Source organism: Streptomyces netropsis, from assembly GCF_014203545.1.
Lineage (GTDB): Bacteria > Actinomycetota > Actinomycetes > Streptomycetales > Streptomycetaceae > Streptomyces > Streptomyces netropsis.
The window spans coordinates 249,162-263,805 of sequence record NZ_JACHJG010000012.1 but is presented as its reverse complement, the minus strand read 5'-3'; the positions used below and the strand labels follow the sequence as shown (position 1 = coordinate 263,805).

Here is a 14,644-nt window from a genome sequence, read left to right as displayed (position 1 = left end):
TCAACTCCGCCTACTAAGGAGTCGACCCCCACACACGCCGAAGGGCGGCAGCACCACACCGGTGCCGCCGCCCTCCGGCATACACAGACATCAGTCGTCGATGGTCAAAGTGAGCACGGCGACGTGAGACCGCGTGACCAGCAGGAAGTCCTTGCGCCAAGCGGCGGAGCAGGTACCGTCGTCGGACAGGTCGATCTCCGCGGCGATCCGTACCACTCCCAGGCGCTGCTCGATGGCTGCGACGAGGTTCCCCGCGCCACCGGAAGGCACGTCCACAGGCACGGTGTTCCGACGTGAAGCCATCGACTCGACGGCCCGCCGTACTTCCTGGTACCAGCGCGAAAGCGGCTTGATCGGCCGTACACCGGCGACGCCGTCAGGGCTCGCAGCCGACTGCGCGACCTGCGCCAGCGACACGCGTGGGGGAAACCCGTCAGTGAGCGGCACGGCGACCGGCAGAGAGATGCCGACGGCATGGTCGGCACCGCTCAACGCCTCCTCCATGTGCAGGGCGACCTCACGCACCGCAACCTGGGCCGAGATCGCCATCTCCTCCGCCGCGGACGTCCGATCCGGTGGTATGCGCATTCACCGACGGTAGCGTGCAGGCACAGGCACACACGTGCACGCGTCGTGTGTGCACTGCCCGCTCCGGTCGACGATCGGCACGCCTCAGCGGTTCTTCGCGTGGGTCAGGGCTTCCCAGGCGACGAAGAGGTCGTCCGTTCCCACGTTGCGCAGTCGCTGGGCGACCCGCTGGGCCTGGGGCATCGAGACGCCCCGCCGGTTGCGGAAGTGGTTGAGGGCCACTTCGGTGTCCGGCCCCATGTCGAGGTCCAGATTCCCGCCGCACAGCCAACGCGGCACGTCGGCACCCAGTTGGTACCGGGCGTGGAGGGCGAGTGCTGCCTGCATCCGTTTGCCGACCTCGCCGTAGAGGTCGAGGCCCTGGTGCCAGGCGGTCTCCGCGATGTGGGCGGTGGCCGCGAGGGAGTAGCCGACGTGGGTGAAGTTCCGGCAGGTCTCCTGGCCGAGGCCGTTGACGAACCTCCGCTGCCCGAACCAGTAGTCCCTGATCCTGTCGGGGGTTCTGATGTGGCCGCCCGGCGGGCGCTTGGGCAGGGGGCCGTCGGACTTGAGATAGAAGTAGGCCGGGACGCGGGCACGGAACCTGCGCACGGCCCTGTCGAAGCCGCGCCGGTCGTCGAGGAACACCGAGATCCCCATGGCGGCGTCGGTCATGGCCAGGTCCCAGTTCCCGTTGTAGTCCGGTGCGGTGACGGACACCTCACGGAGGTAGACCGTGCGCAGCATGCCGGCGAACCGCCGCACCCGGTTTCGCGGCCAGCCGCCGTAGGTGTGCCGCATGATCTCCGCGGCCCGCGCCCAGGAGCTGCCGGCCCATGCCGCCTGCAACCCGGCATTGCCCTCGGTGTGGTCCCTGACCACGGCAGACCAGGCGTCCATGATCTGCACGGCCTTGCGGGCGTGCGCGCGGTCCCGGGTGATGTACCAGAGGAGCGCCTGCGTGTACGCGGCGATCGCGTCCTGCCGCTCTTCGACGCACCCGTAACCGGGCCGGTCGTCCGGCGGGCACTCCACGACCCGGACGGGCATCGCGGTGTACGCGAGCGACCCGTACCGGCTGTGACGCATCGCGACGAACGACGATCGCCACTCACCACCGGCCTTGACTCGTTTGCGGAGGCGGTTGAGCTGAGCCTTGCTCACCAACACCCCCGGATGCTTGAATCCGCGCGCGGGCGCGGACTGCCGTACCACCGGTTCCGCCGTACCGGCGGCATCCGCCAGCGAGACCGGCGACGTCAATGTAGCGAGCAGAGCAACCGTCAGAGCCGTAAGGCGAAGCAACAGCCTGATGCCGTTGCTGCGTAGTCCGGACACAGCACACCTCCAAGTCGGTGCTGTAAGCGTCACTCCCTCACAGGCCGGGGCGCCGTGTGTAGTACGCCAATGGGAGACCCGGGCCGGGTGCCACGCCCACGTTCGGACGCGTGCCGCCCACGCGTCGACGGCTCGTCTACGTTCGTTCGCGACTGGAGGCACCGCCATGCCCAAGAGCCGTCAGGACATCAACGAACTGAGTGCGGGTCAGCTGAACGACTACATCCACGCGGTCGACATCCTGCGTGCGCGCTCGGCGGCGGACCCCGACGATCCGGCCGGATACGACTTCCAGGCCGCACTGCACAACGACGTCTTCGTCGGCCCGTGCGAGCACGGGAGCGACTTGTTCCTGCCGTGGCATCGCGCGCACCTGCACTACTTCGAGAAGCTCCTGCAAGGAACGGATCCGCCCAGGACGGCGAACGTCACCGTGCCCTACTGGGACTGGATCCACGCCCAGCCGACCGGGAAGTTCCCGGCCGCCTTCGACCGGCCCGGCCTGTCCTCACCAGGGCGCAATCTCTCCCCGACGCCCCTGCCACCGGACACGCTCGAGATCGTGACGACCGAAACGGACCCGGGCAAGTTCGGCGGGTTCCCGGAAGCGCACCCGGGCGGGGACTACGGCCGACTCGAGCTGGGGCCCCACAATTACATGCACCCCGATTTCATCGGTGGTCTGATGGCCGACCCGGGGACGGCGGCCCAGGACCCGATCTACTTCAGCTTCCACTGCTTCATCGACCTGTTCTGGGCGGAGTGGCAACGGCGTAACGGATCACCGCCCCCGACCTCGCCGGACCACGACCTGCGCGGGTTCCTGGACCAGCCCAAACACAAGGTCGCGGACTTCCGCGACGCTCTGGACCTGGACTACGCCTACGAGTACTCCGAGCAGCTCGACACGGCGTTCGGGGTGCCCGTTCCGCCGCCGTCGCCGCCTCGTGAGCTGGTGATGACAAAGCCGCTGGAGGCAGTGTCCGAGGCCGGCTTCACGATGGAGCTGCGCGAGAAGGCCCGGGTGCAGTTCCGTCTCGCGCCCCCGCCCGACCTGGGCAGATGGGTGGTCGTGAGGCTGGACGAGCTGAAGGTGCCGGTGACCGGAAGTTATACGCTGCGGGGCTTCGTCCACCCGGCCGACGTGGAGTTCCGGCGGGACGACGAGGCGTTCGCGCGGAGCTACGGCGTCGGCTACGTGTCGATGTGGCGGGCGCACCACGGCTCGCACGGTGGTGGGCACGGCGGCGGCCACGGCACCCCGCACGGCCCGCACGGAGGCCATGGTCACCACGGAGGCCACGAACCGCCGGCACACCACCCGACCTCCTGCACCGCGCGCTTCGATGTGACGGCGGTGCTGGCCTCGACGCCGACGGCGGCCGGGGAGCATGTGCTGACGCTCCAGTACGTCCCCTCTCCCGCCCCCACCGGCGAGGCCCGGGAACCGGCCGGACTCGTCGCGGAGGTCGCGTTGAAGGACGTACTGATGGAGGTGTACGGCTAGCATGCGCACGCCCGTCTTCGAGCTGCACATCCAGCCCATGTTCCGGGCGACGGACCGCGACCACATGGCCTTCGCGGTCGACCTCTGGGACTACGACGCAGTCGTCGCGCAGGCCGACGACATCCTCGCCCGCCTGGAGAGCGACATGCCGCCGGTCGCCGGCGGCGGGCCGTGGCCCGACGAGTGGATCGAGCTCTTCAGACGCTGGAAGAACGGCGCCCGCAAACGCCTGGAGCTCGGCACCGCGCAATACGCCTTCAACCGGACGGCCACCGCGGTGACCGTCACGGCTACCGGCACCTTCCCGGCAGCCGGCTACGAAGGCTGGCTACAGCTGGCGGACGAATCAGACACGGCCAAGACCTACGTCCTGTATTTCGAACCGCCGGACACGCCCGCGACCGGCACCCCCGAAGCGTTCACCGTCAAGGAGCGGTACCGCCCGGCCGACACCCGCTCGGTCTTCGTCCGCGACGTGACAGGTGTACGGCAACTGCACTGAGCGGAGGGGCACATCCCTCACGGCCCCGCCCGGACGGCGGGGCCTTCTGCGTCGGTTCAGGGAGCAGGGGTGAAGACGAGCGAGGCGTTGTGGCCGCCGAAACCGAATGAATTCGTCAGCGCCGCCTTCAGCCCTCCTCGCCGGGGCTCGCCTGCGACGATGTCGAGCTTGACCCTCGGGTCGAGGGCGTCGAGGTTCTGCGTCGCGGGGATGACGCCGTCACGGACCGCGAGGATCGCGGCGAGGGCGCCGATCGCTCCCGCCGCTCCGAAGAGGTGGCCGGTCATGGACTTGGTCGCGGTGACGGCCGGGTGGGTGCCGATGGCTTCGGTGATGGACTCGGCCTCGACGAGATCGCCCTGGGGCGTGGACGTCGCGTGGGCGTGGACGTGCTCGATGTCGAGCGGTGACAGTCGCGCGGCCGTCAAGGCCTGGCGTATGGCGCGGATTTGGCCGTCGGCGTGTGCGGCGGTGATGTGGTACGCGTCGGAGGTGACGCCGGCTCCGGCGAGTGTCGCGTGGGCGCGGGCCGCTCGGGCGGCGGCGAACTCGGCGCGCTCCAGGACCACCACGGTGGATCCTTCACCGATGACGAAGCCGTCGCGGTCGACGTCGAAGGGCCGGGATGCCCGCTGAGGATCGTCGTTGCGCCTCGAGTGGGCCTTGGCCTGGGCGAACCCGGCCAGCGGCAGCGGATGGACACAGGCTTCGGTTCCGCCTGCCACCACCACGTCTGCCCGGCCCAGTCGGATCAGGTCCATCCCCATCGCGATCGCCTCGGCCCCGGACGCGCAGGCACTGACCGGGGTGTGGGCCCCGGCCCGGGCTCCGAGGTCGATGCTGACCCACGCGGCCGGACCGTTCGCCATCAGCATCGGGACGGTGTGGGGAGACACGCGCCGCACTCCGGAGGACTCGAGTACGTCGTCCTGGCCCAGGAGGGTCAACGCACCTCCCGTGCCCGTGCCGATCACGACGGCCAGCCGCTCCGGATCGACGTCGGGGTGGCCGGCGTCGGCCCATGCCTCGCGGGCGGCGACGAGCGCGATCTGCTCACAGCGGTCCATGCGGCGGGCCTGCACCCGGTCCAGGACCTCCGTCGGTTCGACCTTGAGCCTGCCCGCGATCCGCACGGGGAAGTCGGCTGCCCACTCCTCCGTTATCCGGCTGATCCCGGACTGCCCGGCCAGCATCGCCGACCAGGTCGAAGCGACATCCCCGCCGAGCGGCGTCGTGGCCCCCAGACCTGTGACCACCACATCGTTCGTGCCAGCGTTCACCGGATGAACCCCCTTGTAGTAGAGATACAACTCCCCGCCTGGACGATTGCGGGGAGGGAATCAACTCATCAGCCACATTGCCAGGGGGTCTTCGAGTGATTACCTGCTGTGATCCACGGAAGTCGACATTGAAGATTTGTAGGATCTTGCCAGTTTCAGACGCTGGGAGCGGCTCCTGGAGACGCCGGTACCTGGAGACCACACAGAATTGCTTGTCCATCACGGCGATGGTGTTCATGGCTCATCCGGAACGGAAGGGATCGGCTGAGCGGACAACAGCCCACCAGCCCACCGACCCCGTGTCAGCCGTCGAGTCCTGTCGATCGTGACGGCGACGGCCACAGCCGCCGGCGGACCGGCCACCGCCGCCGACGGCTCGACGGCTCGACGGCCGGACCGACACCAGCCGTTCGCTCAGGCGGCACCGCGTCCTGCCGCGACCCGCCCCATCGTCAGCGCCAGACGCCGCACCCGGCGCCAGTCCATCGGTGGGGCGCCGTGCGGCACGCCGGGGCGATGCCGGGGCACGCGCACGCGCAGAACGCCGGAGGCGAGGCGGCAGTGCACCGGGGTGGGCAACATCAGGGCCTCGCCGTCGACACCGACCGGGATGTGGGGAGCGTCGGCGTCGACGACGACCTCTCGGGCGGTGGTCGCGGTCAGCCCGCGGCCCTGCCTGCCGCGCAGCAGGAGCTCCGTCGCTTCGGCGGCGTTGCCGACGCTGACACACAGCACCCCCAGCTCGCCGGAGTCCAGTCGCACTCGGCGCCCCAGTCCCGCCGAGTCGCCCCTTTCATAGGGGTTGTTGCTCACCAGTACGGCCTGGGTACCGTCCATGGTCGACGAACCGGCACGGACACTCAGCCGTGCGCCGCTGTGGCGAGTCAGCAGATCCGGCAGCATCTCCAGGATGGTGCGGGCCTTGTCGTCGCGATAGGCGGGACTCTGCACGACTTCCGCGTACACGCCGAACGAGGCGTTGTTGATGAAGACCTGCCCCGCGCCCCGGTCCGCAGGCTCTCCCGCATGGAGGTAGCCGAGGTCGACGCGCAGTTCGACACCGTCGGTCAGTGACTCCAGACATCGGGAGGGATCCTGCCGGTCCAGGCCCAGATCCATGGCGAAGTGGTTGCGGGTGCCGGCGCTGATCACCATGAAGGGAATGTCGTGCTCTGCGGCCACAGCGGCGACCGAGGCCTGCGTACCGTCACCACCCGCGACGCCGAGCAGGTCGGCTCCCCCTTGGACGGCCTGCCGAGCCAGCTCGGCCACATCCTGCCACCGGTCCGGATCCAGCACGACGACCTCGGCACCAAGGGCCCTGGCTCGCTCCGCCAGGTGGAACTTCTCGACCTTTCCGCCGCCTGAGCGCGGATTCATGATCAGGAACGGTCGCGCGGCCCGGCTGACGGAGCGTTCCGGCATGCTCGGCGAGGTGTCTTCGGCAAGTGCGGCCCTGCCTGCGGAAACGGCCAGCGCCCAGAGGCCGAGCGAGACCAGCACGACCCACAACAGCCCTGCAGCCGCGTACAGAAGCAGGACACCGAGCGGCGCGGCGACCACCAGCAGCGCGGCCAGCACCCTGATCCAGCCGGTGTGGGTGAGCATCCACCATCCGCCGGCCGCCGTGAGCGCGAGTCCTGCCCACCCCACCCCCATGAGCACGAGGCTTCCGAGCCCGGCGAAGACCACCAGCACCACAAGCGCCGCTGCGCCCGCCACCAGGGCCAGACGCGCGGTCCAGCGCCTGCTCATGGGGCAACCTCCCACCGCTCCACCGGCTGCCGGACAGGAATCTCGAGCACCGTGTACCGGGTGAGCCGACTTCCCGTGGACATGAACGTCCGCAGGCATCCACTTCAGGGTACGAGCGGTCACCCCGCGCGGCATCACCATCGGTGGCACCCGCCGCCCACGTGGCCGGGCCTCTCAGGACTTCAAGATCATCCCGTCGCCCCTTTGACGCGTATCCCGGTCACCTCTCCCGGAGGTCCGCCGGTCCCGGGGACGGCACGGAAGAGTGACGGCTGTGAGATGCCGGGCCATGTGAACCGAAATACGATGGGGGCTGGCGAGCGAGCAGGGACGCCGCACCCCGACGCGGGCAGGAGACGGCGCGACTCGTGGGACCGCCCTGGAGGATGCGATGAGCCACGACACGGGGGCGGACGTCGACGAGCTGCTGACCATGTCTCGGCCGGAGCTCGACCGGCTGTTCCGCGCCAGTCCCCCCGGGGAGATACCTCGAGGCGAGGGACGCGGCACCGTGCTCCTGGCACGCGGTGCGACGGTGTCCAAGGCGGTGGCCGCGTCGGCGCGCCTCCTCGCGTGGCAGGGGAAGGTCTTCGACCGCGACGGCGGCGGACTGCGCAACAAGGTCACGCCCTTCGGCGTGCGCGCGATACGCGCGAAGGTGTACCGGAACTCGAGTTGGCTGGACGACGGCGAATGCATCGTCCTGGACTACTCCCGCACCTCTGTGCTCGCACACCGGATACGGGACGAGATCCGCCAGATCGGCCCCCACCTCTATCTGGGAATCGTCTACTGGGGGCGGCACAGGATCCTCAATTTCTCCCTGCACTTCACCGGTCCGCATACCTGAGACGTCCTGACACACCACAGGCAACGGCCTGTCAGCCGCGAGGGCAGGGTGGAGGTGCTGGATATGCCACACCAGTCGGCAGTCACCGTCCTGGCCACCGTGCCACCCGACCGGGTGGACGACGTGCGGGAGGTGCTCAACGAAGCCAACCGGCAGGGGGCCGGTGAGGTCTTCCGGTTCGCCGAGGTGGCGGGGGTCCATTTCGCGCGGCTGGTCCTGGTGCCCCAAGGGCCGGACAGCACCGGGACGTTGCTGCCGCCCAGCGTCGTCTACATGAGCGAGGTGGACGTACCTCCCTCCGTCCACCTCGCCGATCTCGTCCGTAGAGCGGGTGACGAGCTGGACAAGGTGTTCGCCTACTGCGACGGGTACCCGGCGGGCGGGGCTTCGGAGGGCGAGCGGGTCGCTTGGCTGCGGTCGCATCGCGTGCCGTGCGCGGCCTTCTACGTCAATACGGTCGGCCGGGGACGGCAGCAGATGCTGAACGAGGCCCGGCTGCGCGAGGCGATCGAGGATTTCCTCGACCGGCACCGTGCGGAACTGTCGGCTTCGAGTCCCACCCGGATACGCGCCGCCGTCCAGGAATACGTCACCGGTCGCGAGGACCTGGCCTGGGCGCGTTCACGGCCCGCGTCGCCCGCCCTGCGATGGCGGATCCGCCAGGCGGCGCATCTCCTCGGCGTACCGCTGGGCGGCCTGGTACTGCTGCCGTTCCTCGTGATCGGCCTGCCGGTGTGGGCCGTACTGCTGCGATGGCGCGAGCGCCGTGACGTGCCCAGCCGGGAGCGTCCGGACCGCGACCATGTGCGCGAACTCGCCTCCTACGAGGACTTCGCCGCGCAGAACCCCTTCACCGCCGTCGGCGCGGTCAAGCCCGGCCGGTTCAGGCGGGGCACCCTGACCGCGATCCTGTTCGTCGTGGACTACGGTGTCCGCCACTTCTTCAAGCGGGGGAACCTCGCCGGGGTCAAGACCATTCACTTCGCCCGCTGGCTGTTCATCGACGGCAAACGGCGGGTGATCTTCGCGAGCAACTACGACGGCAGCCTGGAAAGCTACATGGACGACTTCATCGACAAGGTCGCCTGGGGCCTCAACGCCGTCTTCAGCAACGGGCTGGGCTATCCGCGTACCCGGTGGCTGGTGCTGGACGGCGCCAAGGACGAGCTGGCCTTCAAGCACTACCTCCGCTCCCACCAGCTGCCGACGCAGGTCTGGTACTCCGCGTACGACACCCTGACCACGCACAACCTCCGCACCAATGCGCGCGTACGCGCGGGCCTGTTCGGCACGCTCAGCCCGGCCGAGACCGAGGCCTGGCTCGCCCTGCTCTGAGGAAGGGGGACGTGATGGTGGCGACTTTGGACCTCGACGACATGCAGGGACTCATCACCCGCGGCTACAGCACCCTGCGGTGGGCGAGCTTCCTGATGCTGTCGATCACCGACCCCGCGGGCGCGCGTGCCGCGCTCGGTCAGCTGACACCACGGGTGACGAGCGGCCGGGCGGAGCCGTCCGACACCGCCGTGAACCTCGCCTTCACCGCGGACGGTATGCGGCTTCTGGGACTGGAAACACCCGGCCCCGAGGGATTTCCCGAGGAATTCGTCTCGGGGATGACCGACCCCGACCGCAGCCGCTTCCTCGGTGACACCGGGGAGAACGCCCCTCGGTACTGGCGGTGGGGCGGCCCGGCCACCCCTCCCGTGCACGCCGTCGCCCTGCTGTACGCGCGGGACGAGCCGGGGCTGGGACGGCTCGAAGCCGAAGTACGCCAGGTCGCCCTCGCCACGGGCTCTCTCGCCGAGGTCGTCCGGCTGGGAACGGCCGAGCTGACCGAACGCGAACCCTTCGGCTTCCGGGACGGCATCTCACAGCCGCTCATCGAGGGGCTGCCCAAAGCCACGGCCGCCGGCGCCGGGAGCGCAGCCGGGGGCGAGGTGGTCAAGGCCGGGGAGTTCGTCCTCGGCTACCCCAACGAGTACGGCCTGCTGACGGACCGGCCACTGCTGCCGCCCCCGCACGACACCGCGGGCCTGCTGCCCCGCGTGCCCGGTGGCACCGGCGCGGACCTCGGGCACAACGGCAGCTATCTGGTCTTCCGGCAGCTCCGTCAAGACGTGGAGGCGTTCTGGGGCTACCTCGACGAGGCAACGAGACGCCCCGACGGCAGCGGCGACCCCGACGCGCGCGACGCGCTCGCCGCCCGCATGGTGGGACGCTGGCCCGGCGGCGCACCGCTGGTCCACGCACCGCTGCGGGACGACCCGGCCCTCGCCACGGACAACGACTTCGGCTATTTCGCCACCGACCGGGACGGCTTGCGCTGCCCCCTCGGTGCACACGTCCGCCGCGCCAACCCACGGGACTCGCTGGACCCCCGGCCGGGGTCGGCCGAATCGGTCGCGATCGGCAGACGGCACCGGCTCCTGCGCCGGGGCCGGGCCTACGCGGACGGCGGGCCGGGGGGCGGGACCGAGCGCGGGCTGCATTTCCTCTGCCTCAACGCGAACATCTCCCGCCAGTTCGAGTTCATCCAGCACACCTGGTTGAACAATCCGAACTTCAACGGGCTCTACGACTCCCCCGACCCACTCGTCGCACCCCGCCGGAACCACCGCTCCACCTTCACCGAACAGGCAGAGCCCCTGCGCACCCGCCGCCTCGACCTGCCGCAGTTCGTCTCCGTACGCGGTGGCGCCTACTTCTTCCTCCCCGGACTGCGGGCGCTGCGCTTTCTCTGTACGGCCACCGGCGAGGGTGGGCAACGATGACCGGGGCACAGCGGGTCAACGACGCGATCCTGTGGTGCGTCCAGCTCGAACGGCGCGTCGACCCCTACATCCGGCCGCTGCTCGACCGGCTGCTGCGCCGGCCGGTACAGGCTCTGGTGCAGTGGATCGTCAACGTCCGCCGCCGCGACGAACACCTTCGTCTCGCCGAGGAGAGGGTCCGGCCCGAGGAAGCCGGGATCGCCGAGGACATCGCACGTCAGATGGGCCGCTTCATCGAACGCGAATACACGCCCGGGCGCGCGCAGCGGGCCGGGAACACCAAGACCTACGGAGTCGTGCGCGGAGAGTTCACCGTGGCCGCCGGCTTGCCCGAGCGGTTGCGCCACGGTGTCTTCAGCCGCCCGGCGACCTTCCGGGCCTGGGTCCGCTTCGCCGGACCGGGCCCCCTGTCGCCGCCCGACATCAAGGACAACGGCGTCCTCAGCATCGGCGTGAAACTGCTCGGCGTCGAAGGCGAGAAGCTGCTCGACGACGAGGAAGGCACCCAGGACTTCACGGGCATCAGTGCGCCGACCTTCACCACTCCGGACGTCATCGAGAACCTCGAGCTGCAGCGGCACGTCTTCGACGGCACCCCCCTCCTGTATTTCCTGGGCCCTCGCCACCCGCATCTGTGCGACATGGTGATGCAGGGGTTGTACGCCAAAACACACTCCAGCCCCCTGGAGGCCCGGTACTGGAGCTGCACCCCGTATCTGCTCGGTGAGGGCCAGGCCATGCAGTACTCCGTGGTCCCCCGCGACGGAGCCCGCACCCGGGCGCCGTGGAACCCGCCGGACGACTACTTGCGGGAGGCCCTGGCCACGACGCTGCGGGAGCAGGACGTCAGCTTCGACTTCCTCGTCCAATTGCAAACCGATCCGCATCGGATGCCGATCGAGAACGCCTCGGTGGTCTGGCCCGAACGGCTGTCGCCGTTCGTTCCCGTGGCCACACTCCGTCTGCCGAGACAGGATTTCGACGCGACGCAACAGTTCGCTCTTGCCGACCGGCTCTCCTTCAACCCCTGGCACGCGCTGCCCGAGCACCGACCGCTCGGCAATCAGAACCGTGCCCGCCGTGCCGTCTACCTCCGGCTCTCCCGGCTGCGGCAATCGATGAACGGCACACCGCACGAGGACCCCGGTGCCGGTGGCTGACGGCGGCTCGGCCACGCGGCGGACTCGACGCGCGAACCGACAGGACATGCCCTAGCGTCGTACGCGGCATGCAAAACCCCTCGGAAGGGGGCGACGACCATGGACGGGCACGCCATCGCGCGATACGGCCTCGCCGGAATCCGGCTGGTCAACGGCGTCGCGGCACTCCTGGCCCCCCAGGTGGTGGCCCGTCGGCTGGGTGCGGACCCGAGCCGGCCGGCAGTCATCTACGTGCTGCGGATGTTCGGTGTGCGCACCGTGGTCCTGGGAGCCGAGCTGCTCCTCCTCAGGGACCCGGACGAGCTCGAGCGGGCGCTGCGCGTCGGCACGCTCATCCATACGAGCGACGCGCTGTCAGCCGCCTGGGCCGGGCAGCAAGGGGCGCTCGCCCGGCGGCCGGCGACGGCCGCCACGGCGATCTCGACGGTCAACGTCGCCCTCACCTTCCTTGCCCAGCGGCGGAACTGCTGCCGTCCCGCCACGCACTGACCGTGTCTTCATCGACACCCGCACCGGACGCCGGAAGGAAATTCACGATGGGCAGAGCTCCCGACGGCTCAGCGGGCCGCACGACACCGGCAGGTGCCGGCGAGAGGGGAACCGCGTCCTGGTTCGTCCAGTTGCACAGCAAGCTGGCGTTGGCCGTCGACCACAAGGTCGGCTGGCAGAACCTGCCGAAGTCGCTCGGCATGCTGACCCTCGTCGGTCTCCGCAACAATCTGCGCCGGAAGAACCTCTTCGACACCAGCACCTATCCGACCCGGAATCCGCCGCCGATCGGACCGCCGGAACCGCGGCACCTCACCGAGCGCACCGCCGACGGCACGTACAACGACTTGGCGAACCCTCGTATGGGCATGGCCGGTTCGCGCTTCGGACGCAACGTCCCCCCGGAGGTGAACGTCCCGGAAACCGAGCAGCAGATCATGTCGCCGAGCCCCCGCGAGGTGAGCCGGGCCGTCCTCACGAGGCATGAATTCGTGCCCGCGGAGTCCGTCAACGCCCTGGTCGCGGCGTGGTTGCAGTTCATGATCCGGGACTGGGTCAGCCATGGCCAGGGCACGGTGGACCGCCCCTGGCACATCGAGCTGGTCGACGACGACCCTTGGCCCGCCCGGCCGATGCTCGTTCCGCGGACGCTGCCCGACCCGACCCGCCCGGAGGGCGGCGACGGCCTGCCGCCGACGTACATCAACGAGAAGTCGCACTGGTGGGACGCGTCCCAGCTCTACGGTGACGACCTGGCCGCACAGCGGCAGCTGCGCACGGGCGAGGACGGCAAGCTCAAGGTCCCCCGGAACGGTTCGCTGTTCTCGGACGACCCCGAACGGGACCCGGCGAGCGTGCCCGGGTTCTGGGTGGGCCTCGCCATGATGCACACCCTGTTCATCCTGGAGCACAACGCCATCTGCGACAGACTGCGCAGCGAGTACCCCGGCTGGTCGGACGAGGAGATCTTCCAGCGGGCGCGCCTGATCACGGCGGCACTCATCGCCAAGATTCACACCATCGAATGGACGCCGGCGGTCATCAGCCACCCGACGATGGTCACCGGTATGCGCGCCAACTGGTTCGGTGTCCTCGGTGAGCGGGTGCACCGGCTGCTCGGCCGGATCAGCTCGAGCGAGGTGCTCAGCGGCATCGTGGGCGGGCGCACCGACCACTTCGGCGTCCCCTACTCCCTCACCGAGGAGTTCGTGGCCGTCTACAGGATGCATCCGCTGGTCCCCGACGACTGGAGCTTCCGCTCGGTCGCGGACGACTCCCTGCTGCAGGAAGCGACCTTCCGGGACCTGGCGGGGCGGCACGCCTACGAGATCCTCGGCAAACACACCCTGCCCGATCTGTTCTACTCCTTCGGCACCTCGCACCCGGGTCTGGTGACCCTGCACAACTACCCCAGGTTCCTGCAGGAGTTCGAGCGCCCGGACGGCAATCTCATGGACCTCGGGGCGGTCGACATCCTGCGGATCCGGGAACTCGGCGTACCGCGGTACAACGAATTCAGGCGCCGGCTGCACCTCGCTCCGGCGGAGGATTTCGACTCGCTCACGGACAACCCGGTCTGGGCCGAGGAATTGCGTCGGGTCTACGACGGCGACATCGAGCGCGTGGACCTCATGGTGGGCATGTTCGCCGAGACCCGGCCGCAGGGCTTCGCCTTCAGCGACACGGCCTTCCGGATCTTCGTCCTCATGGCGTCGCGCCGGCTGAACAGCGACCGTTTCCTGACCAAGGACTACACACCCCAGGTGTACACGCGGGCCGGTCTCGACTGGATCGAGAACAACAGCATGGTCAGTGTGCTATTGCGGCACTTCCCCGAGCTGCGTTCGTCCATGAAGTCGGTGGACAACGCGTTCGCCCCCTGGAAGACGTCCTCACCCGAGCGGTGACCCCTTGTCGGCCCGGACGGCCGGCCCGGGGTCATGGCCTCGCAGTTTCATCGGCGGGCCGCTCACCAGCCAGAACCACACAAAAGCGATCGCGAACGCCCCGTCGATCGCCGCGGGCACGAGCACCAGGGGCCTGGCGATATCCCAGGCGTACAGCGTGGACAGATTGACGACGTCGAACAGCTTGGCCGCGATTCCGAGCAGAACGATCCCGCGATTCTGTGTCACGTCGTGCGCGATGATCTGATATCCGAAGCCGATGAGCAGCACCGCGAACCCGAAGTCCGCCCAGAGGCGCAGCGCCATGGTGTCGCGGGTGACGTCCGACATGTAGGTGAGGTCGTACGACCAGCGGCTCGCGAGCAGGATCGGGAATCCGATGACGTAATTGAAAAGCGCCGCAGCGAGAAACAGCCGCGACCAGAACTTCTTGTCGAGTGAGGTCGGCATTCGCTACCCAATTCGAAGGGGTCCGGGGCAGCATATCCCTGGCTCCGGCGAATTCCGCGTCATCC

The 14,644-nt window shown here is 69.2% G+C and carries 13 protein-coding genes; 8 read left to right on the top strand and 5 right to left on the bottom strand.

Annotated features, from left to right (window positions below; all coding sequences use genetic code 11):
* Positions 1 to 90: 90 nt before the first annotated feature.
* Together FHS38_RS26510 and FHS38_RS26505 are read right to left on the bottom strand one after the other, a co-directional pair.
* Positions 91 to 549 carry a hypothetical protein gene (locus FHS38_RS26510; RefSeq protein WP_184737590.1) on the bottom strand — a complete coding sequence of 153 codons (459 nt, stop codon included), beginning with the start codon at positions 547 to 549 and terminating at the stop codon, positions 91 to 93.
* A gap of 123 nt (positions 550 to 672) precedes the next feature.
* Entirely contained in the window at positions 673 to 1,842 is a 1,170-nt protein-coding gene (locus FHS38_RS26505) for an alginate lyase family protein (RefSeq protein ID WP_373301867.1), read from the bottom strand.
* A gap of 229 nt (positions 1,843 to 2,071) precedes the next feature.
* Here FHS38_RS26505 and FHS38_RS26500 point away from each other — a divergent pair, with 229 nt between their 5' ends.
* Positions 2,072 to 3,412, top strand: a complete 1,341-nt coding sequence (locus FHS38_RS26500; RefSeq protein WP_184737586.1) for a tyrosinase family protein — start codon at positions 2,072 to 2,074, stop codon at positions 3,410 to 3,412.
* Position 3,413: 1 nt separating this feature from the next.
* A complete protein-coding gene (locus FHS38_RS26495) occupies positions 3,414 to 3,914 on the top strand; it encodes a hypothetical protein (RefSeq protein ID WP_184737584.1) in 501 nt (166 codons plus the stop codon).
* 56 nt (positions 3,915 to 3,970) lie between these two features.
* Here FHS38_RS26495 and FHS38_RS26490 read toward each other — a convergent pair whose 3' ends face one another.
* Complete coding sequence (locus FHS38_RS26490; protein WP_184737582.1) at positions 3,971 to 5,194, bottom strand: beta-ketoacyl-[acyl-carrier-protein] synthase family protein; 1,224 nt, start codon at positions 5,192 to 5,194, stop codon at positions 3,971 to 3,973.
* A gap of 414 nt (positions 5,195 to 5,608) precedes the next feature.
* Positions 5,609 to 6,949 carry a diacylglycerol/lipid kinase family protein gene (locus FHS38_RS26485; protein WP_184737580.1) on the bottom strand — a complete coding sequence of 447 codons (1,341 nt, stop codon included), beginning with the start codon at positions 6,947 to 6,949 and terminating at the stop codon, positions 5,609 to 5,611.
* 391 nt (positions 6,950 to 7,340) lie between these two features.
* Here FHS38_RS26485 and FHS38_RS26480 point away from each other — a divergent pair, with 391 nt between their 5' ends.
* From FHS38_RS26480 to FHS38_RS26455, 6 genes are all read left to right on the top strand, one after another.
* Positions 7,341 to 7,799, top strand: coding sequence for a hypothetical protein (locus FHS38_RS26480; protein WP_184737578.1), 459 nt, complete (start codon positions 7,341 to 7,343; stop codon positions 7,797 to 7,799).
* 63 nt (positions 7,800 to 7,862) lie between these two features.
* Entirely contained in the window at positions 7,863 to 9,134 is a 1,272-nt protein-coding gene (locus tag FHS38_RS26475; RefSeq protein ID WP_184737576.1) for a hypothetical protein, read from the top strand.
* Positions 9,135 to 9,148: 14 nt separating this feature from the next.
* Positions 9,149 to 10,573 carry a Dyp-type peroxidase gene (locus tag FHS38_RS26470; RefSeq protein ID WP_184737574.1) on the top strand — a complete coding sequence of 475 codons (1,425 nt, stop codon included), beginning with the start codon at positions 9,149 to 9,151 and terminating at the stop codon, positions 10,571 to 10,573.
* The gene (locus FHS38_RS26465) at positions 10,570 to 11,733 is read left to right on the top strand and encodes a catalase family protein (protein ID WP_184737572.1); all 1,164 of its coding nucleotides are present in this window, start codon (positions 10,570 to 10,572) and stop codon (positions 11,731 to 11,733) included. Before FHS38_RS26470 ends, FHS38_RS26465 begins: the two co-directional genes overlap by 4 nt.
* A 99-nt stretch (positions 11,734 to 11,832) precedes the next feature.
* Entirely contained in the window at positions 11,833 to 12,222 is a 390-nt protein-coding gene (locus tag FHS38_RS26460; RefSeq protein WP_184737570.1) for a hypothetical protein, read from the top strand.
* A 47-nt stretch (positions 12,223 to 12,269) separates the two neighbouring features.
* Positions 12,270 to 14,129, top strand: a complete 1,860-nt coding sequence (locus FHS38_RS26455; protein ID WP_184737568.1) for a peroxidase family protein — start codon at positions 12,270 to 12,272, stop codon at positions 14,127 to 14,129.
* On the opposite strand, the gene FHS38_RS26450 is transcribed toward FHS38_RS26455, so the two are convergent.
* Positions 14,115 to 14,579, bottom strand: a complete 465-nt coding sequence (locus FHS38_RS26450) for a hypothetical protein (RefSeq protein WP_184737566.1) — start codon at positions 14,577 to 14,579, stop codon at positions 14,115 to 14,117. The genes FHS38_RS26455 and FHS38_RS26450 overlap by 15 nt on opposite strands.
* Between the last annotated feature and the right edge of the window lie 65 nt (positions 14,580 to 14,644).